The 23,254-nt window shown below is 58.4% G+C and carries 39 protein-coding genes; 19 read left to right on the top strand and 20 right to left on the bottom strand.

Annotated features, from left to right (window positions below; translation table 11 throughout):
• Positions 1–3: 3 nt before the first annotated feature.
• From KUV45_RS14185 to KUV45_RS14105, 17 genes are all read right to left on the bottom strand, one after another.
• Positions 4–591: a hypothetical protein gene (locus tag KUV45_RS14185; protein ID WP_222161888.1), complete on the bottom strand. Its 588-nt coding sequence runs from the start codon at positions 589–591 to the stop codon at positions 4–6.
• A complete protein-coding gene (locus KUV45_RS14180; RefSeq protein ID WP_222161887.1) occupies positions 588–995 on the bottom strand; it encodes a hypothetical protein in 408 nt (135 codons plus the stop codon). The genes KUV45_RS14185 and KUV45_RS14180 overlap by 4 nt, the downstream gene beginning before the upstream one ends.
• Positions 992–1,306: a phage holin family protein gene (locus KUV45_RS14175; protein ID WP_045993594.1), complete on the bottom strand. Its 315-nt coding sequence runs from the start codon at positions 1,304–1,306 to the stop codon at positions 992–994. The genes KUV45_RS14180 and KUV45_RS14175 overlap by 4 nt, the downstream gene beginning before the upstream one ends.
• An 8-nt stretch (positions 1,307–1,314) precedes the next feature.
• Positions 1,315–1,611, bottom strand: a complete 297-nt coding sequence (locus KUV45_RS14170) for a hypothetical protein (RefSeq protein ID WP_045993593.1) — start codon at positions 1,609–1,611, stop codon at positions 1,315–1,317.
• Positions 1,608–2,159: a glycoside hydrolase family protein gene (locus KUV45_RS14165; RefSeq protein ID WP_222161886.1), complete on the bottom strand. Its 552-nt coding sequence runs from the start codon at positions 2,157–2,159 to the stop codon at positions 1,608–1,610. Before KUV45_RS14165 ends, KUV45_RS14170 begins: the two co-directional genes overlap by 4 nt.
• Before the next feature lie 121 nt (positions 2,160–2,280).
• Positions 2,281–2,475 carry a hypothetical protein gene (locus KUV45_RS14160; RefSeq protein WP_222161885.1) on the bottom strand — a complete coding sequence of 65 codons (195 nt, stop codon included), beginning with the start codon at positions 2,473–2,475 and terminating at the stop codon, positions 2,281–2,283.
• A 561-nt stretch (positions 2,476–3,036) separates the two neighbouring features.
• Positions 3,037–3,843, bottom strand: a complete 807-nt coding sequence (locus tag KUV45_RS14155; protein WP_222161884.1) for a hypothetical protein — start codon at positions 3,841–3,843, stop codon at positions 3,037–3,039.
• A gap of 261 nt (positions 3,844–4,104) precedes the next feature.
• Positions 4,105–4,524: a hypothetical protein gene (locus tag KUV45_RS14150; protein ID WP_222161883.1), complete on the bottom strand. Its 420-nt coding sequence runs from the start codon at positions 4,522–4,524 to the stop codon at positions 4,105–4,107.
• Positions 4,524–4,757 carry a hypothetical protein gene (locus KUV45_RS14145; protein WP_222161882.1) on the bottom strand — a complete coding sequence of 78 codons (234 nt, stop codon included), beginning with the start codon at positions 4,755–4,757 and terminating at the stop codon, positions 4,524–4,526. The genes KUV45_RS14150 and KUV45_RS14145 overlap by 1 nt, the downstream gene beginning before the upstream one ends.
• Positions 4,754–5,050, bottom strand: coding sequence for a hypothetical protein (locus KUV45_RS14140; protein ID WP_045993587.1), 297 nt, complete (start codon positions 5,048–5,050; stop codon positions 4,754–4,756). The genes KUV45_RS14145 and KUV45_RS14140 overlap by 4 nt, the downstream gene beginning before the upstream one ends.
• Before the next feature lie 145 nt (positions 5,051–5,195).
• Positions 5,196–5,702, bottom strand: a complete 507-nt coding sequence (locus KUV45_RS14135) for a hypothetical protein (protein ID WP_222161881.1) — start codon at positions 5,700–5,702, stop codon at positions 5,196–5,198.
• A complete protein-coding gene (locus tag KUV45_RS14130) occupies positions 5,699–6,004 on the bottom strand; it encodes a hypothetical protein (RefSeq protein WP_222161880.1) in 306 nt (101 codons plus the stop codon). Before KUV45_RS14130 ends, KUV45_RS14135 begins: the two co-directional genes overlap by 4 nt.
• A gap of 2 nt (positions 6,005–6,006) precedes the next feature.
• Positions 6,007–6,690, bottom strand: coding sequence for a DUF6475 domain-containing protein (locus KUV45_RS14125; protein ID WP_224851836.1), 684 nt, complete (start codon positions 6,688–6,690; stop codon positions 6,007–6,009).
• Complete coding sequence (locus tag KUV45_RS14120) at positions 6,690–7,598, bottom strand: replication protein (RefSeq protein ID WP_222161878.1); 909 nt, start codon at positions 7,596–7,598, stop codon at positions 6,690–6,692. The genes KUV45_RS14125 and KUV45_RS14120 overlap by 1 nt, the downstream gene beginning before the upstream one ends.
• Positions 7,599–7,795: 197 nt before the next feature.
• The gene (locus KUV45_RS14115) at positions 7,796–7,999 is read right to left on the bottom strand and encodes a hypothetical protein (RefSeq protein WP_222161877.1); all 204 of its coding nucleotides are present in this window, start codon (positions 7,997–7,999) and stop codon (positions 7,796–7,798) included.
• A gap of 19 nt (positions 8,000–8,018) precedes the next feature.
• Positions 8,019–8,345 (bottom strand): hypothetical protein, encoded by a 327-nt coding sequence (locus KUV45_RS14110; protein ID WP_222161876.1) that lies wholly within the window; start codon positions 8,343–8,345, stop codon positions 8,019–8,021.
• Between the two features lie 65 nt (positions 8,346–8,410).
• A complete protein-coding gene (locus KUV45_RS14105; RefSeq protein ID WP_045993581.1) occupies positions 8,411–8,626 on the bottom strand; it encodes a Cro/CI family transcriptional regulator in 216 nt (71 codons plus the stop codon).
• Positions 8,627–8,629: 3 nt separating this feature from the next.
• On the opposite strand from KUV45_RS14105, the gene KUV45_RS14100 reads away from it, so the two are divergent.
• From KUV45_RS14100 to KUV45_RS14035, 14 genes are all read left to right on the top strand, one after another.
• A complete protein-coding gene (locus tag KUV45_RS14100) occupies positions 8,630–9,436 on the top strand; it encodes a helix-turn-helix transcriptional regulator (protein WP_308126715.1) in 807 nt (268 codons plus the stop codon).
• Entirely contained in the window at positions 9,436–9,672 is a 237-nt protein-coding gene (locus KUV45_RS14095; protein ID WP_222161874.1) for a hypothetical protein, read from the top strand. The genes KUV45_RS14100 and KUV45_RS14095 overlap by 1 nt, the downstream gene beginning before the upstream one ends.
• Complete coding sequence (locus KUV45_RS14090; RefSeq protein ID WP_222161873.1) at positions 9,665–10,012, top strand: hypothetical protein; 348 nt, start codon at positions 9,665–9,667, stop codon at positions 10,010–10,012. Before KUV45_RS14095 ends, KUV45_RS14090 begins: the two co-directional genes overlap by 8 nt.
• A gap of 136 nt (positions 10,013–10,148) precedes the next feature.
• Positions 10,149–10,442 (top strand): DUF5334 family protein, encoded by a 294-nt coding sequence (locus KUV45_RS14085; protein ID WP_222161872.1) that lies wholly within the window; start codon positions 10,149–10,151, stop codon positions 10,440–10,442.
• 513 nt (positions 10,443–10,955) lie between these two features.
• Complete coding sequence (locus tag KUV45_RS14080; protein WP_222161871.1) at positions 10,956–11,516, top strand: hypothetical protein; 561 nt, start codon at positions 10,956–10,958, stop codon at positions 11,514–11,516.
• Positions 11,488–12,618 carry an XRE family transcriptional regulator gene (locus tag KUV45_RS14075; protein WP_222161870.1) on the top strand — a complete coding sequence of 377 codons (1,131 nt, stop codon included), beginning with the start codon at positions 11,488–11,490 and terminating at the stop codon, positions 12,616–12,618. Before KUV45_RS14080 ends, KUV45_RS14075 begins: the two co-directional genes overlap by 29 nt.
• A 189-nt stretch (positions 12,619–12,807) precedes the next feature.
• Positions 12,808–12,945, top strand: a complete 138-nt coding sequence (locus KUV45_RS14070; protein ID WP_222174252.1) for a hypothetical protein — start codon at positions 12,808–12,810, stop codon at positions 12,943–12,945.
• A gap of 154 nt (positions 12,946–13,099) precedes the next feature.
• Entirely contained in the window at positions 13,100–13,312 is a 213-nt protein-coding gene (locus KUV45_RS14065; RefSeq protein ID WP_222161869.1) for a hypothetical protein, read from the top strand.
• Positions 13,313–13,512: 200 nt separating this feature from the next.
• Positions 13,513–13,773 (top strand): hypothetical protein, encoded by a 261-nt coding sequence (locus KUV45_RS14060; RefSeq protein WP_222161868.1) that lies wholly within the window; start codon positions 13,513–13,515, stop codon positions 13,771–13,773.
• On the top strand, positions 13,770–14,018 hold the full coding sequence (locus KUV45_RS14055) for a hypothetical protein (protein ID WP_222161867.1): 249 nt from the start codon (positions 13,770–13,772) through the stop codon (positions 14,016–14,018). The genes KUV45_RS14060 and KUV45_RS14055 overlap by 4 nt, the downstream gene beginning before the upstream one ends.
• Before the next feature lie 76 nt (positions 14,019–14,094).
• Complete coding sequence (locus KUV45_RS14050) at positions 14,095–14,859, top strand: recombinase RecT (RefSeq protein ID WP_222161866.1); 765 nt, start codon at positions 14,095–14,097, stop codon at positions 14,857–14,859.
• Positions 14,856–16,493, top strand: coding sequence for a YqaJ viral recombinase family protein (locus KUV45_RS14045; protein WP_222161865.1), 1,638 nt, complete (start codon positions 14,856–14,858; stop codon positions 16,491–16,493). Before KUV45_RS14050 ends, KUV45_RS14045 begins: the two co-directional genes overlap by 4 nt.
• 55 nt (positions 16,494–16,548) lie before the next feature.
• Positions 16,549–16,917, top strand: a complete 369-nt coding sequence (locus KUV45_RS14040) for a hypothetical protein (RefSeq protein ID WP_222161864.1) — start codon at positions 16,549–16,551, stop codon at positions 16,915–16,917.
• Positions 16,914–17,711: a DUF2303 family protein gene (locus KUV45_RS14035; RefSeq protein ID WP_222161863.1), complete on the top strand. Its 798-nt coding sequence runs from the start codon at positions 16,914–16,916 to the stop codon at positions 17,709–17,711. Before KUV45_RS14040 ends, KUV45_RS14035 begins: the two co-directional genes overlap by 4 nt.
• Positions 17,712–18,012: 301 nt before the next feature.
• Here the strand turns inward: KUV45_RS14035 and KUV45_RS14030 are convergent, their stop codons facing one another.
• Entirely contained in the window at positions 18,013–18,234 is a 222-nt protein-coding gene (locus tag KUV45_RS14030) for a hypothetical protein (RefSeq protein WP_222161862.1), read from the bottom strand.
• Between the two features lie 185 nt (positions 18,235–18,419).
• On the opposite strand from KUV45_RS14030, the gene KUV45_RS14025 reads away from it, so the two are divergent.
• On the top strand, positions 18,420–18,617 hold the full coding sequence (locus KUV45_RS14025) for a hypothetical protein (RefSeq protein ID WP_222161861.1): 198 nt from the start codon (positions 18,420–18,422) through the stop codon (positions 18,615–18,617).
• Here KUV45_RS14025 and KUV45_RS14020 read toward each other — a convergent pair.
• Positions 18,614–18,904: a hypothetical protein gene (locus KUV45_RS14020; protein ID WP_222161860.1), complete on the bottom strand. Its 291-nt coding sequence runs from the start codon at positions 18,902–18,904 to the stop codon at positions 18,614–18,616. The genes KUV45_RS14025 and KUV45_RS14020 overlap by 4 nt on opposite strands.
• Positions 18,905–19,015: 111 nt before the next feature.
• On the opposite strand from KUV45_RS14020, the gene KUV45_RS14015 reads away from it, so the two are divergent.
• From KUV45_RS14015 to KUV45_RS14000, 4 genes are all read left to right on the top strand, one after another.
• Positions 19,016–20,593 (top strand): DNA cytosine methyltransferase, encoded by a 1,578-nt coding sequence (locus KUV45_RS14015; RefSeq protein WP_222161859.1) that lies wholly within the window; start codon positions 19,016–19,018, stop codon positions 20,591–20,593.
• A 93-nt stretch (positions 20,594–20,686) separates the two neighbouring features.
• Positions 20,687–20,893: a hypothetical protein gene (locus KUV45_RS14010; RefSeq protein ID WP_222161858.1), complete on the top strand. Its 207-nt coding sequence runs from the start codon at positions 20,687–20,689 to the stop codon at positions 20,891–20,893.
• A 77-nt stretch (positions 20,894–20,970) separates the two neighbouring features.
• A complete protein-coding gene (locus tag KUV45_RS14005; RefSeq protein ID WP_222161857.1) occupies positions 20,971–21,339 on the top strand; it encodes a hypothetical protein in 369 nt (122 codons plus the stop codon).
• A 289-nt stretch (positions 21,340–21,628) separates the two neighbouring features.
• A complete protein-coding gene (locus KUV45_RS14000) occupies positions 21,629–21,814 on the top strand; it encodes an AlpA family transcriptional regulator (RefSeq protein WP_052704413.1) in 186 nt (61 codons plus the stop codon).
• On the opposite strand, the gene KUV45_RS13995 is transcribed toward KUV45_RS14000, so the two are convergent.
• Complete coding sequence (locus tag KUV45_RS13995) at positions 21,811–23,013, bottom strand: tyrosine-type recombinase/integrase (RefSeq protein WP_222161856.1); 1,203 nt, start codon at positions 23,011–23,013, stop codon at positions 21,811–21,813. The two genes, KUV45_RS14000 and KUV45_RS13995, sit on opposite strands and share 4 nt — an antisense overlap.
• Between the last annotated feature and the right edge of the window lie 241 nt (positions 23,014–23,254).

Below are 23,254 nucleotides of genomic sequence, written 5' to 3'. Positions count from 1 at the left end.
ATCTCACCTCGTTTTGATCGCGTCCATGAACGTGCGGGGCGCTCGGCTCTCTTGCCGCTGCCGGCTGCCGAGGAAGTAGCCCATCACACTGCTGACCAGGCCGGCGGCAATGCCCGTCACCGCAATGTCGGCATACCGCTCTCCGGTAGGCGTCAGCTCTACGAACGTCACTGCGCCGATGTAGGCGAACACTGCAACGATCACCAGAGTGCCGAGCAGGTACACGAAGTTGCGTGCCAGCCAACCGGCGTTATCAGCCTGAAGCGTGGCGACCTGCATCGCCCTGGCATCCTGACGGTCATGCATATAGAGGCGCGTCAGCTCGATGTCGAGTTCGCGCAGCTTGATCTTGGCCGCCTGTGGGTCAGCCTGCACTTTGCTCACTACCGCTTGCGGCGCGACCTCAGTGCCCAAAGCGTCAGCGACGCGCTTACCCAGAGCAGCACCGACCAGCCCACCAGCACCAGGTACAACGGCATTGCCAGCCGCTGTAGCGGCAACCTGCGCCATGCCAGGGGCAGCCTCTTTGAGCGCTTGGCCCACGCTCGGTGCGATCTCGGATAGGAATCCACCAACGTCGCTCCAGTTCATCGACTGTCCTCCGGGATGATCGAGGTGCTGCCCGTCCAGCCAGGGCTAGTGATCATCGTCTGTGTTGCCTGGCACTGCTGTAGCTCGTGCTCAAGGCGCTTGATCTCTTGGCGAAGGTTCCAGGCATAGCCACGCTCATTGTCGAGCTTCTGCTCATGGTCGTTGGCTTCAGCCTCGAACCCGCCAGCCTTGGCCTGCTCCTCGCTCAGCGCGTAGGTTAGCCCGTAAACAGCGGCACGGTAGGCGGCCACGGTGTCGGCGTAGTCCTCGCGGATCGCCGCCTTGTCGAATGTTTGGGCAACGGCGAATACCGATGCCAAGACAAAGGACCAGAGGAAACCTCGGTAGAGCCGTCGATAGCGCCGAGCCTCCGTGGTGAGCGCCTTATATTCGGTTGAAGTCATTTCTTGTCACCCTTGACGCCCAGCCAGCGGTCCAGCCGATTCTCGAGCTTTACCATCCCGACGTACCCTATCCCGGCACCGATTCCGGCAGCCCACGATGGATCTGCCCCCAGGGTGATCGAGATAGGCACCATGCCGTAGGAGGCAAGGCCAACCATTGGGACTTCCAGCCACTTGCGTGGCGGTCTTGGAGGTAGTGAGCCCAACAGCTTCAGCGCCGCCATGATCATTGCGGCGATTGCGGCGCTCACCGGCGGCTCTGCGATGAACCCCCGGACGGCCAGCCAGGCCATCAGCATCGGGTCTGGCATGGCTCACCTCAGTCGTCTTGTCGCCGATCTGACCTCGCCAGGGCGTTGATGAGAGGCAGAAAGGACAGCATTGCGAGCGACACCAGGGCGCGCCAGGTGACGTATCGTGCTTCTCCCTCAAGCGGAATGGTGTAGTCGGTAAGGCGCAGGGCAATCACTGCGGCGGCGATGCCCAGGACGCACTCAATCGCAAAGCGTGACTGGCCGTCATGGGTCACTCTCAGCGCAACGATACAGCGGTAGACGATGTACATGCCGATGGGCACATGGGCAGCGGCCAAGAGGTCTGAAACCAGCTGACTCATGAAGCGCGCTCCCTGACTACTTCGTCGTACCAGTGCAGGGAATCACCGGCCATCCGCCCACCAGCAGCAACGTAGGCCGCTGCGAGCTTCTCCAGAGAGTTCTCGTGCTGGCCGTACCCCGCACCAGGCAGTGACGCCCATATGTTGCGACAGCGGTCTACGGCCTGAACAAACTCTCCGCCTTGGATGAGATGCAGTGCCCACTGCTCCTTGACCTGCTGGATGGCGTAGCGATCCTGACTCTCTGGTCCGAAATCGGGCAGATTAAGCTGATCCCTGTAATGTGGCCAATACCGAGACAGAATCTGATAGCGTCCAGCTGCGGTGGACCACAGGCCAGGCCGGTACTCAATGGCATGTCCTCGAGGCAGCGGATGATCGCTGTAATCGCTGAACAGCCGCATCGATCCGGGCAGCGAGCCCACGAGAACGTCATAGCCGTCATTGGACGTTGCCAGCATGGCCTCGCCAATCTCGGACACGGCAAGCATGTCCAAAAAGGCGCAGACATTGAGCCCGCCAGCGGCTTCGTGTGTGATCCGTGGCATAAAAGGTCTCCGGCGCCTCACGGCGTGAGAGAAAAAAGAACTCCGGCGCCTCACGGCGGGGGAGAAACTAAAAGGCCCCGCCAGTCACCTGGCAGGGCCTTCGAAATACCGCTATGTCACATCACGGATCACTACGCTTGGAAAGTGACACGATGAAGTCATAGCCGAGAATGTTCGGTGTGGGTGTGACTTCATTAATGACCAAGGTCTCACCAGAAAAGGACATTTCATCCCCAGTCTTGGGATCGGTTTCAACATAGGCAGCTCGCGGGAATTCGCCGTAAGTTTTATCTGCCATAGCAATCACTTTTTTCACCACGATCTCCGCAGCATCATGAACTTTTGGAATGGGAGGGGCATGAGCCGTCCAAGACAACCGTGCACAGGTGCAGACCTCACAAAAAGCCCCGACTCGGAAGTCAGGGCGCAGATGTCGATGCTGGAGGCAGGGTAGGCGATTCGTGCCCACAAGGCAAGACTGATATAAAGCTGAATTTGGTCAAAGGAGACATAAATCATGGCGGAGATAGACCGAGCGGTAGTCACTGGTACCTTGCATGGCTCTATGTACCATTGCGAGAGCATTCATGACCCCGAACTACGAGACGAACTCAACCGGCTGCGCAAGTGGTGGGACCGAGCGTGCCACAGCGTGACTACAGGCAAGAAGGACCCCATCCTTCTTGATGAAGCTGAATACGCCAGCGAATGGTGCATAAGACTTGCGGAGCAAATCATCTTGGCTGACCGGGCTCTACGAAGCGGCGACCAGCCAGATTTCGCTCTTCAGCACACGCGAGAATGGGTATGGAATCGATTCGACTGTCTGGAAAGCGGGCTCCAAAGCAATGGCGTTCCAAGACGGGAGCTCTGAGAGCTAGGCGGCACAGGATGGTGCCGTTAAAGAAGCGATAGGTCCTAGAGCAGCAGCTTCCCATGCATCGATGCGCTCCAACGACGACCTCCAAATATCGCCCCAACAGGATCTCCCTAATCTCGACCAGCGGTGTACATCCATCCTGGTACCACGTTCTTCAATGAGCCAACGCTGAACCGCCTGCGGCGTTGGCAACCCCGCCCGCCGATATGGCCAGGTCGTTTCGCTATGGTGGTAGAGGGCTGCCGCGCACAGATACCGAAGTGTCTCAAGCTGCTGCGCGGTAGGCCTGCCCTTCCCCTGCCCCGGCAATCGGATGCCATCGGCCAGGAGCTGCCGGTACAAGGCGAGCTCCACCGTCTCCCGGTCCTCATCCAGCTCGTCACGAGTGAACGGGCCGAAGCAGTATCGGGCCAGCGCCGCCAGGTGTGGTGGCAGCGACTCGACGCGACTCATGACAGCGCCTGCCTCGAGACCATGGACAATCTTCCAGTCGTTGTCAGGCAGCCTGCCCTCATTACTCGATTTGGTCGTGTCCTCTAGGGCCGTCCGGATCTCGGACAGACGTTTCTCAGTGCGGCGAACCGCCATTTTCAACTGGTCCAGGTTCTCATCGAACGGCCCCGCATGGGAAAGCGCCCTCATGTTCCGCTTGTGCTCAGCGATCAGGCTACGCAGCTTGGCGCCATTGTTGCCCACGGCGTCACCTAGCTTCTGGGCACGATCAAAATAGGCTGCCGCAGGGCTGTCGCCTTTCCTGGTGTGGTAGGCATCAAAGATCATCTGGCGTGCGCTTATGTATCGCATTGGCTCTCTCCGTTTCCTACCGTTTCCCAAATCGTTTCCCGTTTCCCCGATTCGTTTCCTTCGGCATCGGGACGCCGTCTTTCCATATCTCTCTCACGCGCTGCTCTGTCACGGCTGGCAAGGTATTTGACCAACGCTGGAAGATGGCCAGCCGCTCACTCTTGGTGTTTCCTTTCTGCATTTCACGGGCGACGTGTCGGCACTGACACTCGATGGTCCATTGATTGGCCTGCATACCTTCCGGCTTGTGCCCGTACTCCATCAGGCCGCTGTCCTGAACCGGATGCGCTGCTGCCCCGTATCAGGGCCCCCTTTGGGCTCAACAGGGATAATCTCCACCCTTGTGCCGGTCTCAGCCCTCCGGTCGATCACCGGTGGCTCCAGGATCACTCTGCGAACAAACTCCCCGCGGTCGTCAGGAATGATCCCGGCGGCAACCAGCCCATCCTCCAGGTGTTTCATGCTCAGGCTGTAGTTGCTGGTATCCCTACGCCGAACTCCCTTCCCAAGCCTGGGAGTGAACGCCAGATCTACCTGGCATCCAACAGGGGTGAGGCCTGCTCGACTCACAGCGTTGCGGACAATCAGGTGACAGGCATCCACCTCCCGCTTGCGCTTACTCCAGTGCTGGCGGGTACCAACGTTGGTGCTTGTGGCCAGGTACGGAATGAAGATATGCATCAGTCCTCTCCGTCCATTTCGTGAAAGCCATGGTCACAGAGCTCTTGCCCAACAATCTGGCCCGCAATCCTCAGTCGGCTCGAGGCAGAGTCCTGGCGACGCTTCAGGCTGGTCAGCTCCTGATAATCGATAGGTAGGCTGTCAGCTCCGTCCTTCAGCGCTCGCGTTGCCTCGCGGTATTCGTTATAGGCTTTGGCTAACCGTCGGCCAGCCTCACTACTGATCGTCATCATTTGACGGCCTCCAAGAGTCCTCGACGGGCAAGCTGGTCAATCGTCAGCACAATGGCTCGGTCCATACGCGCGCGGCGCTCGTCCTTGTTCAGGTCCTTTCCGTTGTCGATTTCATGGTGGCAACGCGGGCAAAGTGCGGCTGTTAGGCAATCACTCGATTTTTGCCCCATCCCCCTTCCCTCGTTGCGGTGTGCTGCCTGAATGCCCCAGGCACCGCACAAGACGCACTGATCAAGCTGATGGACATTGGCCAGCCACTGGCGGGACCGGTACGGCTTCAGCTTCGGGATCATTGTTGCTTCTCCTGTGTGGCTCTTCGCAGCAGGTCTCGGAGAGCTTCTCGCCCCTGTCTACGGTCGATGCGGCGAGCCTGACAGGCCATTACGCCAACCGCTGTCGTTGCCAGTACCGCGGCACAGACCAAAATGGCAAAGCTATTCATGCGGCCTCCCGGTATTGGTCAGCACCAATTCCCTGCAAACCAGGATCAGTAAGCTGGAAGCCGAGTGAGGTGAAGTGCTGCCACACCTGGTCCAAGTGCTCGGTAAGCTGCTTCTTGGTCATCGCCCGTGTCACCGGCCACTCGAAGGGCGCCTTCATCAGCTCGAGCTTCTGTTCGTAGGGCAGTGGTTTGATGATCCGATCGTAGGCCTCTCGGTATTGCTCGCTGTCCCGACGCAAAATGGGAATCCCGAAGTGGAGCTTGCAGAAGGCCTGGTAGTCCTCTGCTGATTGATCTCCCTGCTTTTCCGCATCTGCACACCACCGCCATTGCAAAGCGTTCTGCGGAATACTCCGCTGATCAGGTTGCTCTTCCACCACGAAGCGAACTTTCGGCCAGCGCTGGTGAGCCTCTGTTAGGATGCGGGGCAACCGGGCCAGAGCGGCGAGGCTTTCCTCGAGAGTGGCAAAGCTGACAACGTAGCGCTTGGGCAGCCGCTTCACGCAGCACCATCCTCGCCGCCCCAGGCGGACAACAGGCGGTACTCATGAGGTCTCGCGGTCCCTGGGCCTTTCACCTCACGGCTGACAACCGTCTGGCCCAAGGAGCGCAGCTCACGGATGCGAGCAGATATTCCGGCGTGACTATCCATCTGGCCGAAACGAGCCAGAATGGCGTCACCGATCTCGTGCAGCTGCATCCAGTAGGTGGCGTCACCCATCACCAGGTACACGCGCCCGATCTGAGTGGCGGGGTTATCGATACAACGCCCGCGACGCGGGGTCAGTTTGGTCACAGTTCCCATGGCTACGCCGCTCCCTGTTGCTTGATCTTCATGTGCTCGATCACTCCAGCCAGGCTGTCGTTGGTGATGCGCTGCACCTGAGTGCCGTTCGCTAACCCTTGGCGCCCTCCTTCCATCACTCGCAAAGCACGTTGCTGGTTGCCGATGACGGCGATGTCCTTCCCGGGAAGACTGCCCCTCGTGTGCTGGCCAATGAGCGTGTTCTGCTGAGTGGCGGCGCCCGCCAGGAACGCAGGCCAGGAATCGGGACGGTGCACGGCATAGGCTCGGTACTGCGCTTCGAAGCGCTGGCGAAGCCACACCATGTCCTTCTCGCTTTCGATCATGGCCACCTTGGTCCAGCCCCCAATGCGCTCGATGGCGGCATGGATCAGCGGATCGTCAAAGCAAACATCGCGGTAGTGGCCGACGCTGCGAATCGCCCGCTCGACCTTGGACCAGGCCTGCAAGGTGCGGCTCTGGCTATCACCCCGAGCGAACTTGATCACGTCACCAGGCTTCGGAGGGAACTGGCCAGTGTCCGGGCTCTGAATGTGCAAGGTGAGCGCCCTTCGGATCTCCTCCAGGTCGAGTTGCTCGAGAGCACGGAACACCAGCTCGATGGTTCCCGGCGTAACGCTGCGGTTGTAGATTTCCTGCGCCTGGCTCCACACCTCGGCGAAAGCCTCAAAGTCATTTCCGGTCATCACCAGTGCCCTCCCTCGGCGTCGAGCAGGTCGCCCACATCGCCAGGGCTGGCCTGACGGCGTGCTACGGCTTCACGAATGGCCTGCTGATTAGCGGCATGAAGCCGCTCGGCTGGATTCATTCCGCTCCCTGAGCGCTGCTGGGTGCTGAGCCGGCGAGCCAGCCAGTCAGCTTTGACGCCCTGCCAGCCAGCGAGCACAGCCTCGTCCAGCGCCTGGTCAGGCGTTAGGCCGGGAATACTCTTGGCGGCGCGGATGGCTTCGTTAACGTTCAGGTTCAGTGCGCGCTGAGTCAGCGGTTTCTTGAGCGCCTTGCGGTGCTCGATGAAGCCCTGGACGGCCTCGGCAGATACCTCTGCAGGCAGGTTGCTCAGGTCGAGTCTGCTCGGCTGAGTCTTTGGCTTCCGGGGAGTCGTCTCCGACTTCGGCCCTACCGGATCAGAATTCAGATTGGTTTTGGCCGAAGCTCCTTCCCCCTCGACCGAAGGGAGAGGGGGTATGTCTTTACTGTCTTTCGGTGTTTCCCCATTTTGGGGTGACTTTGTTACCCCATTTTGGGGAATCTTTCCCCAAGTTGGATCGACCTTCCGTTTTGGGATAACTCTCGCCTTCTGAGCAGAGAAGTCCCACTCCTCGATAGCCTTGTTGATGCGTACTGGGCTTTGCCCACCACCACTGCGGACCAGTACGCGCTTTCGGATAAGGCCATTAAGCGTCTCGGAACACTTACCCTCAGACAGGCCAGTCATCTCGCTGAACACGGATGCGGCGATCCAGTCTTCAGGCTTGTTCCAGCCATAGGTCATGCGCTCAATGACACGAATCACACGAGCCTCACGGCTTGTCAGCGGTGAACGTGCAAATGCCTCCACGAGAGCGTTGGCTGTTCGGGTATATCCGTCTTCCACCTGAATGCTCCTGCCGGTCCTCTCAGGGCCTGGCGATTGGCCGTCGTCACGACGGTCGGGGAACTGGATAATCTCGGCTGTATCGGTCACAATGCACCTATCGTTGTTTGAAAAAGCCCGGGATTGGTTTGGTCGCCTTCCGGGCTTTTTTGCGTCCGGTATCTGGCCTACTGGGGCCTCGTATTTCGTAGCCGAGCTCAAGCCCGACCGCCCTCCACCACCCTGAGCACAGGAACTCGGCGACGCAGGGCGTACAACTGCCCCTGTACGTCGTTGAGACATGCTTCAAGCACCACGTCTTCCACGCTCATTCGCCGTGCTTGTGCCTCGGCCTTGGCAGCTTCCTGAGACTCGGGCGACATGCGCTCGAAGACTCGCGTCAATGAATCGCGACTGATCATCGCGGACTCCTTGGCCCTGTCAGGCCGACTGAGATTGATTGATGCTGTTGGTAGAGAGCTGGCGTTCGGCCATCTCAGCCAGCAGGCACTCGAGCTCCTGAAGTTCGTCCGCCGGCGGTGTTTCACCGTTGGCCAGCCTTGCCAGGAGGGCTTCGCGGCGCTTACGCATAACGTCTAGACCGAGCATCGTGGCCTCATGCACCAGGGGCGCTAGCCGACCACCGTGGCGCATTGCTGCTTCTGCCTGGATCCGCTCGAATTCGTCATCGGTGAAGCGAGGCTTGACGAGGTGCTGCAAGTGTTCACCTTCCGGTTTGCAACGGCGGTCGCTGAGGTGTGAAAGCATGTGGGCAGTTCCTTTGGTTGCTTAAGGGATGCCGCGGCCTTCACAGGCAGGCGGGACAGGATGGGTTATGCGGCCTGGCTGCCGCCGAAGACGGCAGGGCACAGATCCGCCGCCTTGAACTTTCTGGAGGTGAGTTTCTCGGCTCGCAGTGCGACAGCAGGAGACATGCCATGCTTCCCCCGCACCCATCCCGAAATAGTCGTCTGGTCCACACCGAGCGCTTCCGCGGCTTTCGTTTGGGTGCCAAAGTGGTCCACCAACTGAGTGAAGAGGGATTCCATGACATGGCTCCATATGGGTACACCCATAATCTTAGATATGGTTATCTCCCTTTGCAAGAGTATGGGCGCACCCCTAATACTTCGCGGATGGAACTAAAAGATCGCCTCAAGCAGGCACGAAAGGCCCGAAAGATGAGTCAGGTGAGACTGGCGGAAGCGACCGGCCTGGATCAGACCACTATTTCGAATCTCGAGACCGGCAAGGTATCGTCTACCAGCCGAATCGTGCAGCTCGCTCACGCCCTCCAGGTCAGTCCGCGTTGGCTTGCCACTGGCGATGGCTCCATGGACGATAATGTTGCCGACTTAAAACCTCGCTACGGTCAGCAGCCCGACGAGCTTGAGATGCTCAACACAGAGGTCATTGAAGGCAATGAGCCTTTGCGTCCTGATGAGGTGATGCTGCCCGTCTTTCGCGAAGTAGAATTTGCCGCTGGCGACGGCTGTACCCAAGTCATTGAGAACCACGGTGCTCAGGAGCGCTTCAGCCTACCCCGGCTCATACGCGCAGGCGTACAGCCTCAGAACGCCGCTCTGGCAGTAGCCAAGGGCGACTCGATGATGCCGGTGATCAATGACGGCGCTACCCTGGGTATCGACAAGGGCAGTCGCGGCATTCAAGACGGGAAGATTTTTGCGCTGGATCATGGCGGCATGCTCCGCGTAAAGCGCCTGTACCGCATGCCGCTTGGACGCATGCGAGTAGTCAGCGACAACGCCGACGAGTATCCCGAGGAGGTCTATGCCATGGCCGATCCCGATGCGCCAAAAGTCATCGGCCGGGTGTTCTGGGTGGAGAATTTTCTCTAATGGCGACCATCGAAGAGCTTGAACAGCGGATTTATGAGCTGAAGGTCCAGCAAGATAGAACGGTAGACATGCTGGTCGAAGTGCTAGATGCCAACATTGAGATGGCACTTGCACTTCGCGACTCCAACTATGCCTCCACCAAGAAGCGAGGTGAAGACGCCCTATCTTCAATTGAAGCAGCTGTAGAAATACTGAGGCAGCGGGAAGAGAGCTTGAAGGAGTCGCCGGATGAATGATCAGAAGGTATCAAGCCTGCTCGACAAGCTAGATGATGCCAGGCGCCAAGAGGCTATGGATCGTGACAGAGAGCGTCGTGGCGACGATAATGGTGGGAACGGAGGTGATCCCCCTATGCATGACCTAACAGCTCGCGTCGAACGGTTGGAGACAGACATGCGCTCAGTGCGCGAGGATGTGGCTGTCATCAAATCTAACTACGCCACCAAGACCGATATTGCGGACTTGCGTGCTGAGCTGCACTCTTGTCTTCGTCAGCAAACCATGTGGAGTGTTGGTACGATTATCGCCATGGCGGGCCTCGTGTTTGCCATCATGCGCTTTCTCCCCGCAGCCTGATCCAGTAATTACACGCTGAGAGCGTCTACGCTTTTCAGCTTCGAGCCTGTATTGCCCCATACGTCCCTCCCCACGCCATGCCTTCAAGGTTGAGCACGCTATACTCATCCCTCCATTCATCAAGCAGGGATGAAGCATGCGAAAACTAATAACCACACTCGCCGCCACCACTGTCTTGGCCATTGGCAGTAGCGCAAGCATCGGGCAGGCCGTCGCCTGGGACGGCTTCGACTGGGAGACCAGTAGCGATATCACTATCGAGTCCGGCAACCTTGTCCGACCGGGCGAAGAGATCGAGTACTACGACTGGGAAGCAAGTGAATACCGCTACGGCGAGGTGGATCGAATCAACAGCCGGGGCAACTCGGTCGAGGTAGAGATCTACGACTACGACACAGGCGAGTACCGAACCTTCGACATGGATAGATAGCCCTGCCCAGCCTCCTGAACCCGCCCACAGTGGCGGGTTTTTTATGTCCACACAAAAAATATATGGGTATACCCCTTGACGCATACTATGGGTTGACCCATATTTGTACTCACGAACACGGCGCAGCCGGTTCAGGCCCTCCAAGGGCCAAGCTCTTTAACAATCTAAGCCCCGTCCGTCCGTAGCGTGGAGAGCGCGAGAGGCCGCCGGGGAGTGCGTGAAGGCTACGAAAGTGCCAAGGATTCCGGGCTCTGCCACGGCAGAGCCCATCCACCAGTCTATTCAACGAGTGGACTGGTGGATGAAAGACAACGTCATCTGCCCCGCAGCGTACCAATGGGCCGTTGGTTGCTATCAAGTTCAGTTGACGTTTTCGACTCCGGTTGACGAGCGCCCCAAGGGTTGACAAATTCCTTATTTGGCATACACTGGAATAATCAGGCCCAAGTATGAGGAATTCTGATGCATCCTGAAGTCGCTAACCCTGACCTTACTTCCGAACGAGTCACAGCCATGGCTGAGCTAATTCGAGATGTTCGAGCCAGTGCAGTAGATAGCTACGCTCCCGAGGAAGGAGACACTACCAAGTCTCTTGGCTTCACTGCATATGAAAGAACTCGATCAATCATTTGCTCCACTGCTGGCACCCCAGGGTTCGAATGGTTAAGTGTATTGACGCCAGATAGGCGTTTCACTTTTCGGATCGGAGACACACCAGTTCGGTTTTGGAAAGGCATCGCAGAGCGGCTACCAGGCAGTAAGCTTCTTAGGTCCGAGGAAGCGTTAAGACAAACTGAATTAAATTTCCATGATGAACCAATCAACTCCTTAATTTGGTACATCATTGTTGAGACGGGTCCTGACAAACTTGTTGAAAGAGCCTATCTCATTGGCTTCACCGAGCACGGTATCCAGCACATAAACTGGGAAATACCGATTAAAGGTAAAATTACCACTCTTGCAAGTGCTGAAGACTCCAAAACTGAAGGCGTTGAAATGGTTTCAGCGGCTGCTAGGTTGCGGAAGAAAGATAAGGGTAAAGATCATGGCAACAGAGACGCAAGCCAAGAGTAACGATTTTTACGGAGACAGGCTCCGCCTGGCTCGCCTGATGGCAGGAATCACCCAGCAAGAGCTGGGTGATTGCGTTAATGTGTCACGTCAGTTTATTCACCAATTAGAGAGCGGTGCTAAAAAGCCGCCCGAAGACGTTCTGAACGCAATATCAGAACGACTTGAGGTTAGTAACGGGTTCTTTTTCACACCTGTTGGCAATGATGTTAAGTTTGAGCAATGTCACTTTAGAAAAAGAAAAACAACACCCGTAAACTTGTCTAATCGTGTGCTGGCAATGTCAACCATTTTTGAAGACATAGTGCAGCTATTGGACACACTACTTGAGCTTCCAGAAATCGATTTTCCGGAGCTCGGTAGCTTAACAACTGACGCAAATTCAATCGAAAGGGCAGCCGAAAAGACTCGGATACATTGGGGACTTGGCATAAACGCACCTATAACAAACATGGTAAGAGCTTTAGAAAATGCCGGAGCCGTTATTACCTGCTACGACAACGTCTCCGACAAAGTAGACGCACTTTCTATAAGTAGAAAACGTCCAATAATCGTAAGAAATAACGCAAAAGAAAGCGTATGCAGGTTACGCTTTGATCTTGCTCACGAGTGCGGCCACTTAGTTCTACATCAAGGAGTCGAAACAGGTTGTTCTAAGACTGAGTCGGAAGCTAACGCTTTTGCAAGTGCATTCCTTTTTCCACGCGCCGCATTTATAAAAGAATTTCCCGCTTGCATAGGGCCCCGGGGGTTTCGATGGGAAAAAATGCTAGGCTTAAAGGAAAGGTGGAAAATTAGCCTCAGAGCAATGATCTACAGAGCAAATAAACTTGATTTAATAAGTGCCCAACAATACAGAAGCGCCAATGTTTATCTAAACAAAAATGGTCAAGCACGAAAAGAAAAACTTGACGACGTTTTGCCGATGGAAATACCCGAGATTCTTCCTTCAGCAATCGATATGATACATGAAGAAATGAACATATCAATTTATGACATATCTAGAAAACTAAACATAAACCCAGTTATTGCATCTCAACTAACAGGATACTCACTTAAAAAACAAGCAGACAATAGTAAAGTGAAGAATATAGTAATGGCTTAGACGGTAAAATCCGATCTTTTTTATGAATTAGAGTTTCTAGATCCCGCCTAAATTGACGAGTTTTTTTCTACTAGAGCATGTAATGCTCAATCCCCTTCCTATTTCCCTGCATATTGCCCGCCACAGTGCGGGCTTTTTTCTTCCTGCGGGCTCGCTATGGGCGGGCTGCGCTTCACATTGGAGATTGTCATGCAGCCGATCACCAAACACGAAAGACGCGTTCAGAACGATCAGCGCGGCGCTGACCGCTACGCCTGCCGCCGACACATTGATCAGAAGTTGCGAGACATGCAGCTGGCCCGACAGCTCCGCGAGGCCTGGGAATGAGCGCTCGATATCTGGTCCAGCAGGCTCGCCAGGGCCGCATGGTACCGAGATGCGATCTCCCCGGATCACCCTACCCCAGTCGAAAAGCAGCGAAACTCGCCGCCGCCCAGGAGGGCATCCCCGCACCGCGCATCGTCATTGTAAAGAGGCCCACATGACCCGCAATCCAGTGCTCATGGAAATGCGCGCTCAGCAGCGTGCCCGAGGCATCACCATCACCAAGCCTTCTCCCCCGGTGATTGGTAGCCGCCCTTTCGATCCACGAACCGCCAGCAGCCCAGAGGAAAGGGAAAACGCCAGACGCCTTGCCGATTACCACAGTCGCCGCGCTGGCCTGTCAGAGCCTCGTCTTCAACTTCGGAGGTGACATGACTGCTATCTCCCCTCCCCCAATGACTCGGCCTGAAGCCCAGTACGGCGTAGTCCATCACATGCTTATAGAGCACGGCCGGACCAGAGCCTCGGAGCTGATCCTCATTAACGGCAAGGCCTACCGACTGACGGTCGAGAAAGTCCCCCACGACGACATGCCTGCAGCGACACGCCAAATGATTCAGGAGATAACCAATGAACAAGCTGATCACTGAAATCGAGGAGCTGGTGGCGGAAGTACCACGCCAGTGCGGGTTGACCGCAAGCACCACACGATCGTTCGGCGAGAACGGCTATCAGTCACTCCAGGTACAGGTTCGACTGGTCCCTCTTGGCGTCGAGCCAACGCATGAGGACTGGCTTTTCCTTCACGCCAGCGAAGAGCATCACTTCCCCGGACTTCGAGATCGCTTGGCCCAGTTCATCGCCGAGCATCGCAGTAAGGAGGCCGCATGAGTTTCCTGACGCATGTCGCCGGTATCCCTTGTCGATGCGAGGTGACGCACTACAGCAAGCCGACGCCGATGCGCATCACTGGCTGGGGATTTGGCGACGCCGAGCCGCCGGAAACGGGTGAGTTCGAGTATCGGATACTCGACCGTCGGGGGCGCCATGCGCCATGGCTTGAGGCCAAGCTTGTTGAAGCGGACGACGATCGTCTGCTCGAGGAGTACCTCGCCCTGCAGAACAGAGCCGCATGAAAAAGCCCGTCACCAGGTGGAGCTGGTGGCGGGCCGGATGATCCACACGACATGAATCAGCGAGGAGTATCCCCCGATGAACCAACCCGCACAAGTCCACCAGCATCCGGGGCAGCAGACGCCGTTCCAGATGATGGCGACACGCCTAAGCGTCGATCCCGATACCGTTCAGAACCTCATGACGCAGACACTCATGAAGGCCAAGGGCGGTCAGCAGCAGGTCACCCACGAGGAGCTGATGGTCTTCATGTCCATCGCCAACGAGTACCGGCTCAACCCACTGGCCAAGGAAATCTACGCCTTTAACAACCGCGGGGCTATCCAGCCAATCGTCAGCATCGACGGCTGGCTGAAGATCATCAACACGCACCCGCAATTCGACGGCATGGAGTTCGACGACCGTCTCGACAATCAGGGCAAACTGTTGGCAATCACCTGCCGGATCTTCCGCAAGGATCGCAGCCGAGCCACAGAGGTGACCGAGTACTTGAGTGAGTGCGCCGGCGCTACCGAGCCGTGGAAGAAATGGCCGGTTCGCATGCTGCGTCACAAGGCCACCATCCAGTGCGCCCGCTATGCCTTTGGCCTGTCGGGGATCATCGATGAGGACGAGGCCGACCGATACCGCAGCACCAATCTGGAGCGCGACGTCACGCCGCAGAAGGATGAGCCGGAGACCCTGCCCTTCTATCCGGCCGAGCAATTCGAAGACAACTTTCCGACCTGGCAAGCCGCCATTGAGGCGGGTAAGCGAACGCCGGAACAGGTCATCGGCTTCCTCACTAGCAAAGCCCAACTCACTAATGAGCAGAAACAGCAGATCTTGGAGGTAGCAGCATGAAGATCATCGAATTGGTTCAGGGTAGCGACGAGTGGTGCGCCTACCGTTCCCGGTATTTCACTGCCAGCGAAGCCTCGATCATGATGGCCTGCTCGAAGAACGTGAAACGCAACGAGCTGCTGCACATGAAGGCTACCGGCTCAGAGCAGGAGTTCAGTGCGTGGTTCCAGAAGAACGTGCTCGACAAGGGCCACCGCATCGAGGCCTCGGCTCGCCCCATCGCGGAGCGCATCGTCGGCGAGGAGCTGTACCCGGTCACTGCGGTGTCTGATGACGGCGCCCTGCTGGCCTCGTTCGATGGCATCACGATGCTTGAGGACGTCGGCTGGGAGTGTAAACAGTGGAACGCTGCGAAGGCTGAGGTCGTGAGTTCAGGGGAGGTGCCGCAAGAGGACTACTGGCAGGTGGTTCAGCAGCTAGTGGTGAGCGGTGCAGAAAAGTGGCTCTACATGGTCACGGACGGCACCGAGGAAAACACTGTCAGCACCTGGGTCACTCTCGATGATTTCCATGCCAGTCTGCTTGTCACTGGTTGGGAGCAGTTCAGAGCAGACCTCGAGGTCTATCAGCCTGCCGAGCAGGTTGTCGCGCCACAGGGCGAGGCGCCAAAAGCACTGCCTGCGCTCAAGATCGACCTTACCGGGGCAGTTCAGGCAAGTAACTTGCCTGACTTCAAGGCTCGGGCCATGGCCATGATCGAAGGCATCCGCACCAAGCTGACTACCGATCAGCATTTCGCTGATGCCAGCGAAACGGTCAAGTTTCTGCAGAAGGGCGAGAAGCAGCTGGAGGCCAGCAAGCAGGCCGCCCTGGAACAGACCGCTAGCATCGCCGAGCTGTTCAGCACCATTGATGAGTTACGCGAGACCATGCGCCAGAAGCGGCTGCATCTCGACAAGCTGGTGAAGGCGGAGAAAGAGAACCGCCGACTAGAGATCCAGCAGAAAGCGCACCAGGCCTTTGACGATTTCTTGGCAAAACTGGATTGCCCGGTGGAGCCGCAGCACAGCCTCAACGTCGCCGGCGCCATGAAGGGTAAGAAGACCATCGCCACCTTACAGTCTGCGGCCGATGACGAGGTAGCCCGAGCCAAGGTCGAGTGCCAGCAAATGGCCCAGCAGCTCAGCAGCAACCGGGCGCTGCTCGAGCAGGAGCAGGGCGAGTACGGCTTCTTGTTCAGCGACTGGAAGCAAATCATCCAGGGGCAGCCTGACGACGTCCGAAACCTCATCAAGGCGCGCATCGCCGACCGCAAGGCCGAAGAGCAGAAGCAGCTCGACGCCGAGCGCGAGCGCATCCGTCAGGAGGAGGAAGCCAAGGCGAAGGCCGAGGCCGAGCGGAAGGCGCGCGAGGAAGCGCCCGCGCCGGCCGATGACGCACCGGTCATCCAGACCCACAGCCCGAGCAAGGGCGAGCCCGGCTACCGGGAGCCGATCGACACCAGCCGCATCACCCAGGCTGCCGACAACTTCCAGCGCGGCAGTCAAATGGTCAAGCCGACGACGGTCGAGATCACGAAGAAGGAATACGAGGTGCTGCTCGCCGACCAAGCTCGTCTCTACGCTCTGCTGGATGCCGGCGTGGACAACTGGAGCGGCTACAGCGACGCAATGGCCTCACTCAAGGCTGCCTGACCACCCACCAGGGGCCGCTCGGCTCCTTCCTACCGACCCGACGAGGGCTACCTCAATGTCACACCCCACCGATGTAACCAGGTTCTTCGAGGACCTGGATGGCGGCGTCTTGGCTGAACGCCTTGGCGTCATTCTCAGCCACGCCGCGGCAGCGGCCACCGACAACCCGAAGAAGAAGGCCAAGGTGACCTTGGACCTGAGCATCGAGAACATCGGCTCTGGCAGCCAAGTGGGCGTGATCCACAAGCTGTCTTTCAAGGTGCCCACGGCGCATGGCGCCACCGCCGAAGACCACACCACCGAGACGGTGATGTACGTCAACCAAGGTGGCGAGATGACCCTTGAGCCGAAAAACCAGCTCGACATGATCGGCCACCATCACCGCAAGTCTTCCCAGCAGCAGCACAAGGAGAGCGACCAGTGAGCCTGACCAAAGACGCCTTGCAGCATCTTGAGCAGTCACACAAGACCGGCACTGAAGTGGCCAACGGCAACGCGCTGGTGCTCGGTAGTGACTTCCAGATGGCGGACCTGGAGAAGTACCAAGATCATCGCCGGCGATTTCGCGGAAATTTCTCGACCAAGGGGCTTGGCGACTTCACCCGCTATCTCGGCGAGCGCGCCGCAACAAAGACTCCAGTCTTCATCGACCGCGACGACATGGCGGCACGCTGTTACCTCGACATCGGCAGCAGTGATGCTCCGGGGCACTGTGACCACACGGCCACGCTGTCGCTACCCAAGACGCCAGAGTTCATCGCTTTCCACCGCGCCAACGGCAGCACCTTCGACCAGGAGGGCATAGTTGAGCTACTCGAGGACTGGGGTCACCTGATGACCTTCACCAATAGCAAGGGTGAAGTCCTGGAGCGCGGCAAGGTGGTCAACGCCTTTCGCAAGGTATCCATCGACGACCTGACCAGCATCGACAGCGAGAAGCAGGAGCACAGCTCCCAGGTCGGAGTGATGAGCAAGGTCACAGTGAAAAATGCCGAGCGATTGCCGGCGGTAATCACCTGGCGCATGGCGCCCTACGAGGAACTGACTGAGCGCAACCTTGAGATGCGCGTCGCCAGTCTGACCAAGGGCGGACCTGGTTTCCGGCTGCGCGCCATGGCCCTCGATGCCAACGAGCAGGAGATCGCTGGTGAGTTCGCCAGCCGCATCGAGGAGGCGCTGCCCGAGCTCGAGTGCTTGCTGGGCAGCTTCACACCCTGACGATAACGGGCCCTACGGGGCCCCTGCCGTGGAGGCCGTTATGCCCAGGACATGGAAGGAGTGGACAACCCGCGAACTGGCAACCCTTGATCGAGATTACCCCGCTGGCGTGCCCGTGACGGAGATTGCTCGTCGCGTCGGACACTCACGCAATGCAGTAAAGACTCGAGCCCAAGAGCGCGGCCTTGAACATCCCGCGCACAGTAGCGCACAAGCCATACGGAATTTCGAAGCCAGGCATGACCGACCCCTGGCAACCATCGCTCGGGAATACCGAGATCGCTGCCTGTCTCGTACCACACTAGCCCATGACATTGGCATTGAGATCAAGGCGCTCCGGCGCGCTCTTGATGCCCGCCTCTGGTGCTCTTGGCCACGCATGACCATTGGCCGTATCGACGCCGCGAAGCGACGCCGCAAGGCAGCGTAAATCTACAAGCACGCCGGTCGTTACCGAGGCTGCTCGCCAGGACGGGCACGGCCGGTTCAGCAGTACCCAATATCCATCCAGCAGCGGAGACACGCCGCACTCCCTTGTTCTACCTCTACGCCGCCGGCATGGGGGCCGTCGGTAGTGAGATGAGCGGTACCGCCAAGCGGTAGGCGTGGGCAATGCCGGGCTCCCCTCCGAGATGGGGCATCCCTCATTCCAGAGGACGAGACGATGCGACTGATTGACGAGCTATCGCAGGCAGACAACGAATGACCATGCACCTCGCCATCGCCTCAATGTTGAACGTCACCGCACGGGAGTGGTCGGGTATCGCCATCCACGACGCCTCGCCGCCGGAGATCAACCACCGGAAGGCGCCGCCCCGGCCGCGCTATGCCGGGGTGAAGGCGCACCAGTGGGCCGCAGCCAAGCGTAGAGCCAAGCAGCGGGCAAAGCGGCTGGGTCAGGGCTAATCCAGCCTAGCGGATACCGCCCGCTTCAGGCGCTCGATCGCTTCATCATCATCTATGTCGAGCACTGCGATGTGCAGCACGCGGATAGATTCGCCCTCTGAGCGATCGCCCAGGCGCATCATGTACAGCTCGTCCCGATCAGCCCACAACCGCTTGCTCCGGTCGATGTTGTCACCTTCCGCAACCGGCCCGTCTTCCGGGACCGCATAGATGATGTTGAAGCCATCCAGGCTCGTTGCCTCAAGCTCGCCCAGCGAGACCGTTTCAGCCCCTGTGATCACATTCATGGCACTGCCCTTTCGTTGGTAGGAGCCCCAACCGTATCCGGGCGAGCATTTGCCGTCCACCAGCAACCCAGGCCGCCACCCGGTGGCTTTTTTCATGCCATGGAGAAACGCATGACCAGTCTGAACCTGTTCGGCCACGAGCTGGTGGTCGATAACTTCGCCGGCGGCGGTGGAGCCAGTGAGGGGATCGAGCAGGCCCTGGGCCGGCCAGTAGACCTCGCCATCAATCACGACGCCACGGCCATCGCCGTTCATACCGCGAACCACCCAGGCTCTGAGCACAGCGTAGCCGACGTGTGGGACATAGATCCCGAGACGGCCGCCGCTGGTCGTCCAGTCGGACTCGCCTGGTTCTCGCCGGACTGCCGCCATCACAGCAAGGCAAAGGGTGGCCGCCCCGTCAGCAAGAGCGTTCGCGGCCTGGCGTGGGTTGCTGCGCGCTGGGCAGCCAAGGTGAAGCCTCGGGTCATTGCGCTGGAGAACGTCGAAGAATTTCTGGACTGGGGCCCGCTGATCAAGAACGCCAAGGGCCAGTTAGTTCCAGATCCGGAGCGAAAGGGGCAGACCTTCAACGGCTTTGTGCGTGCCTTGCGGCGCCACGGCTATCAGGTTGAGTGGAAGATCCTGCGCGCCTGCGACTACGGCGCTCCGACCATTCGGCGCCGGCTGTTCCTGGTTGCTCGTCGTGATGGGCTGCCAATCAATTGGCCCAAGCCTACGCACGCCGACCCGTCCACGCCCGCGGTTCGGAGGGGAAAGCTGCGGCCATGGCGCAGCGCTGCCGAGTGCATCGATTGGTCGCTTCCGTGCCCTTCGATTTTTGGACGCAAGAAGCCGCTAGCCACCGCCACCCTGAATCGAATCGCCAAGGGTGTGATGCGCTTTGTCGTTAATCACCAGCAGCCATTCATCGTGAAGCTGAATCACACAGCAAGCTATTACACGCCGTTCCGCGGACAGTCATTGATCCAGCCGTTACAGACGATCACCACTGCACCGGGATACGCGCTGGTGACACCTTTCGTCACTGAATGTGCCAACGCGAGTAGTCAACGAAACATGGCCGCTAATGAGCCTCTGCGCACCCAGTGCGCCCAAGTCAAAGGCGGGCACTTCGCGCTGGTTTCTGCCTTCCTAGCGAAGCACTACACCGGCGTTGTCGGAGCGGATCTGCGTGACCCTCTGCCCACGGTCACAACCACGGATCACAACGCATTGGTAAGCGCCTTCATGGTCAACATGAAAGGCAGTAAGCGCAGCGCCAAAGACTGCAGAGAGCCATTGACGACCATTTGTGCCAGCACCACACACGCGTACCTGACATCGGCATTCCTAGCCCCTTACTACGGTAGCGGAAGCGGAGAAACTGGCAGGGATCTGCGTCAGCCCGCGCCCACTGTCACAACCAAAGACCGATTCCAGCTTGTCACAGTCGTAATCGACGGTGAGCAATACGCCATCGTCGATATAGGTATGCGCATGCTGCAGCCACATGAATTGGCCATGGCGCAGGGCTTCCCCGAGCACTACCGCTTTGCCGAGGTAAATGGCAGGCCATTGGCCAAGCATAAGCAGGTGCGGCTTATCGGCAACAGTGTGTGCCCGCCTCTGGCCAAGGCAATCGTTGAGGCGAACTTCACGCACGAGCGCCGGTTCATGCCGGCCGCAGAAACACGGATGGCAGCGTGATCGCGGCCATCATTCTCGGCCTGCTGATTATGGCTGGCATTGCGCTGGTCCTGCGAGAAGCGAGGCGGGCGTATAGAGAGCAGGAGAAACGTCATGGGTAGGTGCATCGAGAAGGCCAGGATGCCAGAGGGGGAGCTGGATCCTGATGGCAAGAGCGAACGAGAGCGAGTGCTGGAGCGGAAGCTTTGGCGGCTGCGTGAGGACGTTAGAGCGGCACGAGAGTGGGCAGGCGACAACTTGCCAGCGGGCGTCGGCCTGACCATGGTCGGCAAACTGGAGAAAGCGCTGGAGGGTAGGTGATGGCCACATTGCAATGCAGCCGCTGCGGCGGGACGCGATACGACACCAGCCACAGATGCGAGAAGGGGTGCGGGGTGATGACGGCGACCAACGAGGCGACGCTAGCGACGCTGGATGGGCTGAGGAAGCGACTGGAGCAGGTGGAAGCCGAGAGGGATGCACTGGCGGCACACCAGTCCGACCTGGTGCGCGAACTTACGTCGTGCCAGTCCATCCTGCATTCCATGGCGCACTATGGGAGCGTAACGCCTGAGTACGCCGACGATGCGAAAGCGGTATTGAAGCGAACCAAGGACGCCAGCCTCGCCCGCCGAGATGCGCGGATAAAGGCGGAGGCGCTGAAATCATGCCTGCCGCTGAGCGATCCTAGCTGTGACAGCTTCATCAGGCGAAAGGCTATCGAATACCGCCAAAAGGCCGAGGGATGTTGCAATGAGTCGGCGTAACGGATCGCTGAACGAGTACCGCCGGCAGCTGGATGTAAGCCAAGAGCAGCTGGCTAGCGTCAGCGAAGAACCATCATCTCAATGGATGGATGAATCGTGCAGGCGATATTCGCTTCGCCACCTGGCGGCAAGCGTGGTCAAGGTTGACCGGCTGAAGCTCTACGGCAGCACGTCACACGAGCGTCGGCGCGCCAACCAGTGGCCTCCCGGCGCTCAAAGAATGCGCGAACGAGAATACACACGATAACTACCGCCCATCCCTGGAGCACAGACTTCGCAGGAGGAAAACATGCCTCAAGACCGACTGCTTCCTCTCCCCGAGCTCGAGCGCAAAATCGGGTTCAAGAAGAGCAAAATCTACGACTGGATCGCCAACGGCGCATTCCCTCCCGGAAAGTTGGTGCTCGGCAAGCGGCTCTGGCTTGAGTCCGAGATTGACGAGTGGATCGCTGCTGAGTGGGAGAAGGCATCCTAGGCGGTGCCGTTTGTCTCCTTGCTTTCCCTCAGCCGATCAAGATAATCCGCCCACCACTGCATCATTTCCTTCCTCTCGTCCATGTGCTGAGCGTGGTTGTAGCTTGCGCGCGTCCGGTTCGATGGCGCGTGGGCCAACTGTCGCTCGATCGCGTCCGGGTTCCAGCCTTGCTCGTTGAGTACGGTCGAGGCTGTCGCCCGGAAGCCATGGGCCGCAAACTTCCCTTCCCCAAAGCCCATTCGGAACAGCGCTTGGTTGATCGTCGTGTGATGGATCGGCGCGCGCGGGTTCTTCATACCGGGCAGCAACAACTCCCCTCCCCCTGTGTACTCTTTCAGCTCCTTCAGCTTTTCCACAGCCTGACAGGATAACGGCACCAGATGAGGCCGACGCATCTTCATGTCAGCTTCAGGAATGCGCCAAATCGCAGCGTCCAAATCGATGTCCGCCCATCGCCCACGGCGAAGCTCAACGGTGCGTACCATCGTCAGCAGCAGAAGCTCGATGGCCAGGCGCGTAGTGCGGTATCCGCCGAATACCTCAAGCTGGCCCAGGAGAAAGCGTAGCTCTCGTTCCGGTAGTGCCCTGGCATGCTTGACCTTGGGCCGAGTCACAGCGCCCTTGATGAACGAGGCAGGGTCCGTGTCGGCCTGAAGGTTGATGATGCCGTAGCGAAAGATGGCGCTGGTCCACTGACGTAACAGCAGGGCGACAGAGGGTGCCCCGCGCTTCTCAACCTCTCGCATAAGCTCGAGCACATCAGCTGCCTGTACCTCGCGGATCGGCTTATCACCGAACGCCGGATAGATATCATCATCCAGGCCTTTGCGGACCTGCCCCGCGTAGTACAGCGACCAATCACCTGAACGCTTCGCGATCCACTCCTCAGCAACACTTCGGAACGTCAGGGCCTGAACGTCTTTTCGGGACTGCTTGTCGCGCTCAACCTGGTGGCGAGGATGAATGCCCTGGGCAATCAGTTCCCGGCCCCAGTCGCGCTGTTCACGAGCAGGGCCGAGCTTGACCTGTGGATAGTCACCAATGGTCCACATGTTGGCCTTGCCGTCCAGGCGGTACCTGAGACGCCAGACCTTACGGCCCGATGGTCGTACCTCGAGGCACAAGCCATGTCCGTCGGCGATGCGGTAGAGCTTCTCGCGCGGCTTGGCATTCCGCGCCTTGGTGTCGGATATGGGCATAGTATTGTGAGTAAGGGAGAGCGTTACTCACGATCTTACTCACATCTTGCTCGGATGCATACGGATGGATTTGGAGCACGCTGGAGAGAAAGGGAAGTAACAGCAAGGGATTGCTGAGAGGATACGGAAAGAAGCGGATACTGATGGAAGGCGCTATCAGTTATCGAGCATCAAGATCATGTTGGCTCCAGAATCAAAATTTGGCTTCACCCATCGAGACGAACCACACAAAAATGCCGCC

This window comes from Halomonas sp. DP3Y7-2 (assembly GCF_019800795.1).
GTDB classification, from domain to species: domain Bacteria; phylum Pseudomonadota; class Gammaproteobacteria; order Pseudomonadales; family Halomonadaceae; genus Halomonas; species Halomonas litopenaei_A.
Note: the sequence above shows the minus strand (reverse complement) of the source record. Positions and strands in the feature narration are given on the sequence as shown.

Excerpts from the sequence above, each read along its gene's own strand:
- KUV45_RS14025 (WP_222161861.1), top strand. The coding sequence starts at position 18,420 with ATGCACCTCGCCATCGCCTCAATGTTGAACGTCACCGCACGGGAGTGG.
- KUV45_RS14115 (WP_222161877.1), bottom strand. The coding sequence starts at position 7,999 with ATGATCAGTCGCGATTCATTGACGCGAGTCTTCGAGCGCATGTCGCCC.
- KUV45_RS14170 (WP_045993593.1), bottom strand. The coding sequence starts at position 1,611 with ATGAGTCAGCTGGTTTCAGACCTCTTGGCCGCTGCCCATGTGCCCATC.
- KUV45_RS14015 (WP_222161859.1), top strand. The coding sequence starts at position 19,016 with ATGACCAGTCTGAACCTGTTCGGCCACGAGCTGGTGGTCGATAACTTC.
- KUV45_RS14145 (WP_222161882.1), bottom strand. The coding sequence starts at position 4,757 with ATGATGACGATCAGTAGTGAGGCTGGCCGACGGTTAGCCAAAGCCTAT.
- KUV45_RS14105 (WP_045993581.1), bottom strand. The coding sequence starts at position 8,626 with ATGGAATCCCTCTTCACTCAGTTGGTGGACCACTTTGGCACCCAAACG.
- KUV45_RS14005 (WP_222161857.1), top strand. The coding sequence starts at position 20,971 with ATGACGGCGACCAACGAGGCGACGCTAGCGACGCTGGATGGGCTGAGG.
- KUV45_RS14000 (WP_052704413.1), top strand. The coding sequence starts at position 21,629 with ATGCCTCAAGACCGACTGCTTCCTCTCCCCGAGCTCGAGCGCAAAATC.
- KUV45_RS14110 (WP_222161876.1), bottom strand. The coding sequence starts at position 8,345 with ATGCTTTCACACCTCAGCGACCGCCGTTGCAAACCGGAAGGTGAACAC.
- KUV45_RS14180 (WP_222161887.1), bottom strand. The coding sequence starts at position 995 with ATGACTTCAACCGAATATAAGGCGCTCACCACGGAGGCTCGGCGCTAT.
- KUV45_RS14150 (WP_222161883.1), bottom strand. The coding sequence starts at position 4,524 with ATGCATATCTTCATTCCGTACCTGGCCACAAGCACCAACGTTGGTACC.
- KUV45_RS14165 (WP_222161886.1), bottom strand. The coding sequence starts at position 2,159 with ATGCCACGGATCACACACGAAGCCGCTGGCGGGCTCAATGTCTGCGCC.
- KUV45_RS14040 (WP_222161864.1), top strand. The coding sequence starts at position 16,549 with ATGTCACACCCCACCGATGTAACCAGGTTCTTCGAGGACCTGGATGGC.
- KUV45_RS14100 (WP_308126715.1), top strand. The coding sequence starts at position 8,630 with ATGGCTCCATATGGGTACACCCATAATCTTAGATATGGTTATCTCCCT.
- KUV45_RS14125 (WP_224851836.1), bottom strand. The coding sequence starts at position 6,690 with ATGACCGGAAATGACTTTGAGGCTTTCGCCGAGGTGTGGAGCCAGGCG.
- KUV45_RS14095 (WP_222161874.1), top strand. The coding sequence starts at position 9,436 with ATGGCGACCATCGAAGAGCTTGAACAGCGGATTTATGAGCTGAAGGTC.
- KUV45_RS14090 (WP_222161873.1), top strand. The coding sequence starts at position 9,665 with ATGAATGATCAGAAGGTATCAAGCCTGCTCGACAAGCTAGATGATGCC.
- KUV45_RS14175 (WP_045993594.1), bottom strand. The coding sequence starts at position 1,306 with ATGCCAGACCCGATGCTGATGGCCTGGCTGGCCGTCCGGGGGTTCATC.
- KUV45_RS14020 (WP_222161860.1), bottom strand. The coding sequence starts at position 18,904 with ATGAATGTGATCACAGGGGCTGAAACGGTCTCGCTGGGCGAGCTTGAG.
- KUV45_RS14055 (WP_222161867.1), top strand. The coding sequence starts at position 13,770 with ATGAGTTTCCTGACGCATGTCGCCGGTATCCCTTGTCGATGCGAGGTG.
- KUV45_RS14140 (WP_045993587.1), bottom strand. The coding sequence starts at position 5,050 with ATGATCCCGAAGCTGAAGCCGTACCGGTCCCGCCAGTGGCTGGCCAAT.
- KUV45_RS14080 (WP_222161871.1), top strand. The coding sequence starts at position 10,956 with ATGGCTGAGCTAATTCGAGATGTTCGAGCCAGTGCAGTAGATAGCTAC.
- KUV45_RS14065 (WP_222161869.1), top strand. The coding sequence starts at position 13,100 with ATGACCCGCAATCCAGTGCTCATGGAAATGCGCGCTCAGCAGCGTGCC.
- KUV45_RS13995 (WP_222161856.1), bottom strand. The coding sequence starts at position 23,013 with ATGCCCATATCCGACACCAAGGCGCGGAATGCCAAGCCGCGCGAGAAG.
- KUV45_RS14185 (WP_222161888.1), bottom strand. The coding sequence starts at position 591 with ATGAACTGGAGCGACGTTGGTGGATTCCTATCCGAGATCGCACCGAGC.
- KUV45_RS14010 (WP_222161858.1), top strand. The coding sequence starts at position 20,687 with ATGGGTAGGTGCATCGAGAAGGCCAGGATGCCAGAGGGGGAGCTGGAT.
- KUV45_RS14050 (WP_222161866.1), top strand. The coding sequence starts at position 14,095 with ATGAACCAACCCGCACAAGTCCACCAGCATCCGGGGCAGCAGACGCCG.
- KUV45_RS14075 (WP_222161870.1), top strand. The coding sequence starts at position 11,488 with ATGGCAACAGAGACGCAAGCCAAGAGTAACGATTTTTACGGAGACAGG.
- KUV45_RS14085 (WP_222161872.1), top strand. The coding sequence starts at position 10,149 with ATGCGAAAACTAATAACCACACTCGCCGCCACCACTGTCTTGGCCATT.
- KUV45_RS14060 (WP_222161868.1), top strand. The coding sequence starts at position 13,513 with ATGAACAAGCTGATCACTGAAATCGAGGAGCTGGTGGCGGAAGTACCA.
- KUV45_RS14070 (WP_222174252.1), top strand. The coding sequence starts at position 12,808 with ATGCAGCCGATCACCAAACACGAAAGACGCGTTCAGAACGATCAGCGC.
- KUV45_RS14155 (WP_222161884.1), bottom strand. The coding sequence starts at position 3,843 with ATGCGATACATAAGCGCACGCCAGATGATCTTTGATGCCTACCACACC.
- KUV45_RS14045 (WP_222161865.1), top strand. The coding sequence starts at position 14,856 with ATGAAGATCATCGAATTGGTTCAGGGTAGCGACGAGTGGTGCGCCTAC.
- KUV45_RS14130 (WP_222161880.1), bottom strand. The coding sequence starts at position 6,004 with ATGGGAACTGTGACCAAACTGACCCCGCGTCGCGGGCGTTGTATCGAT.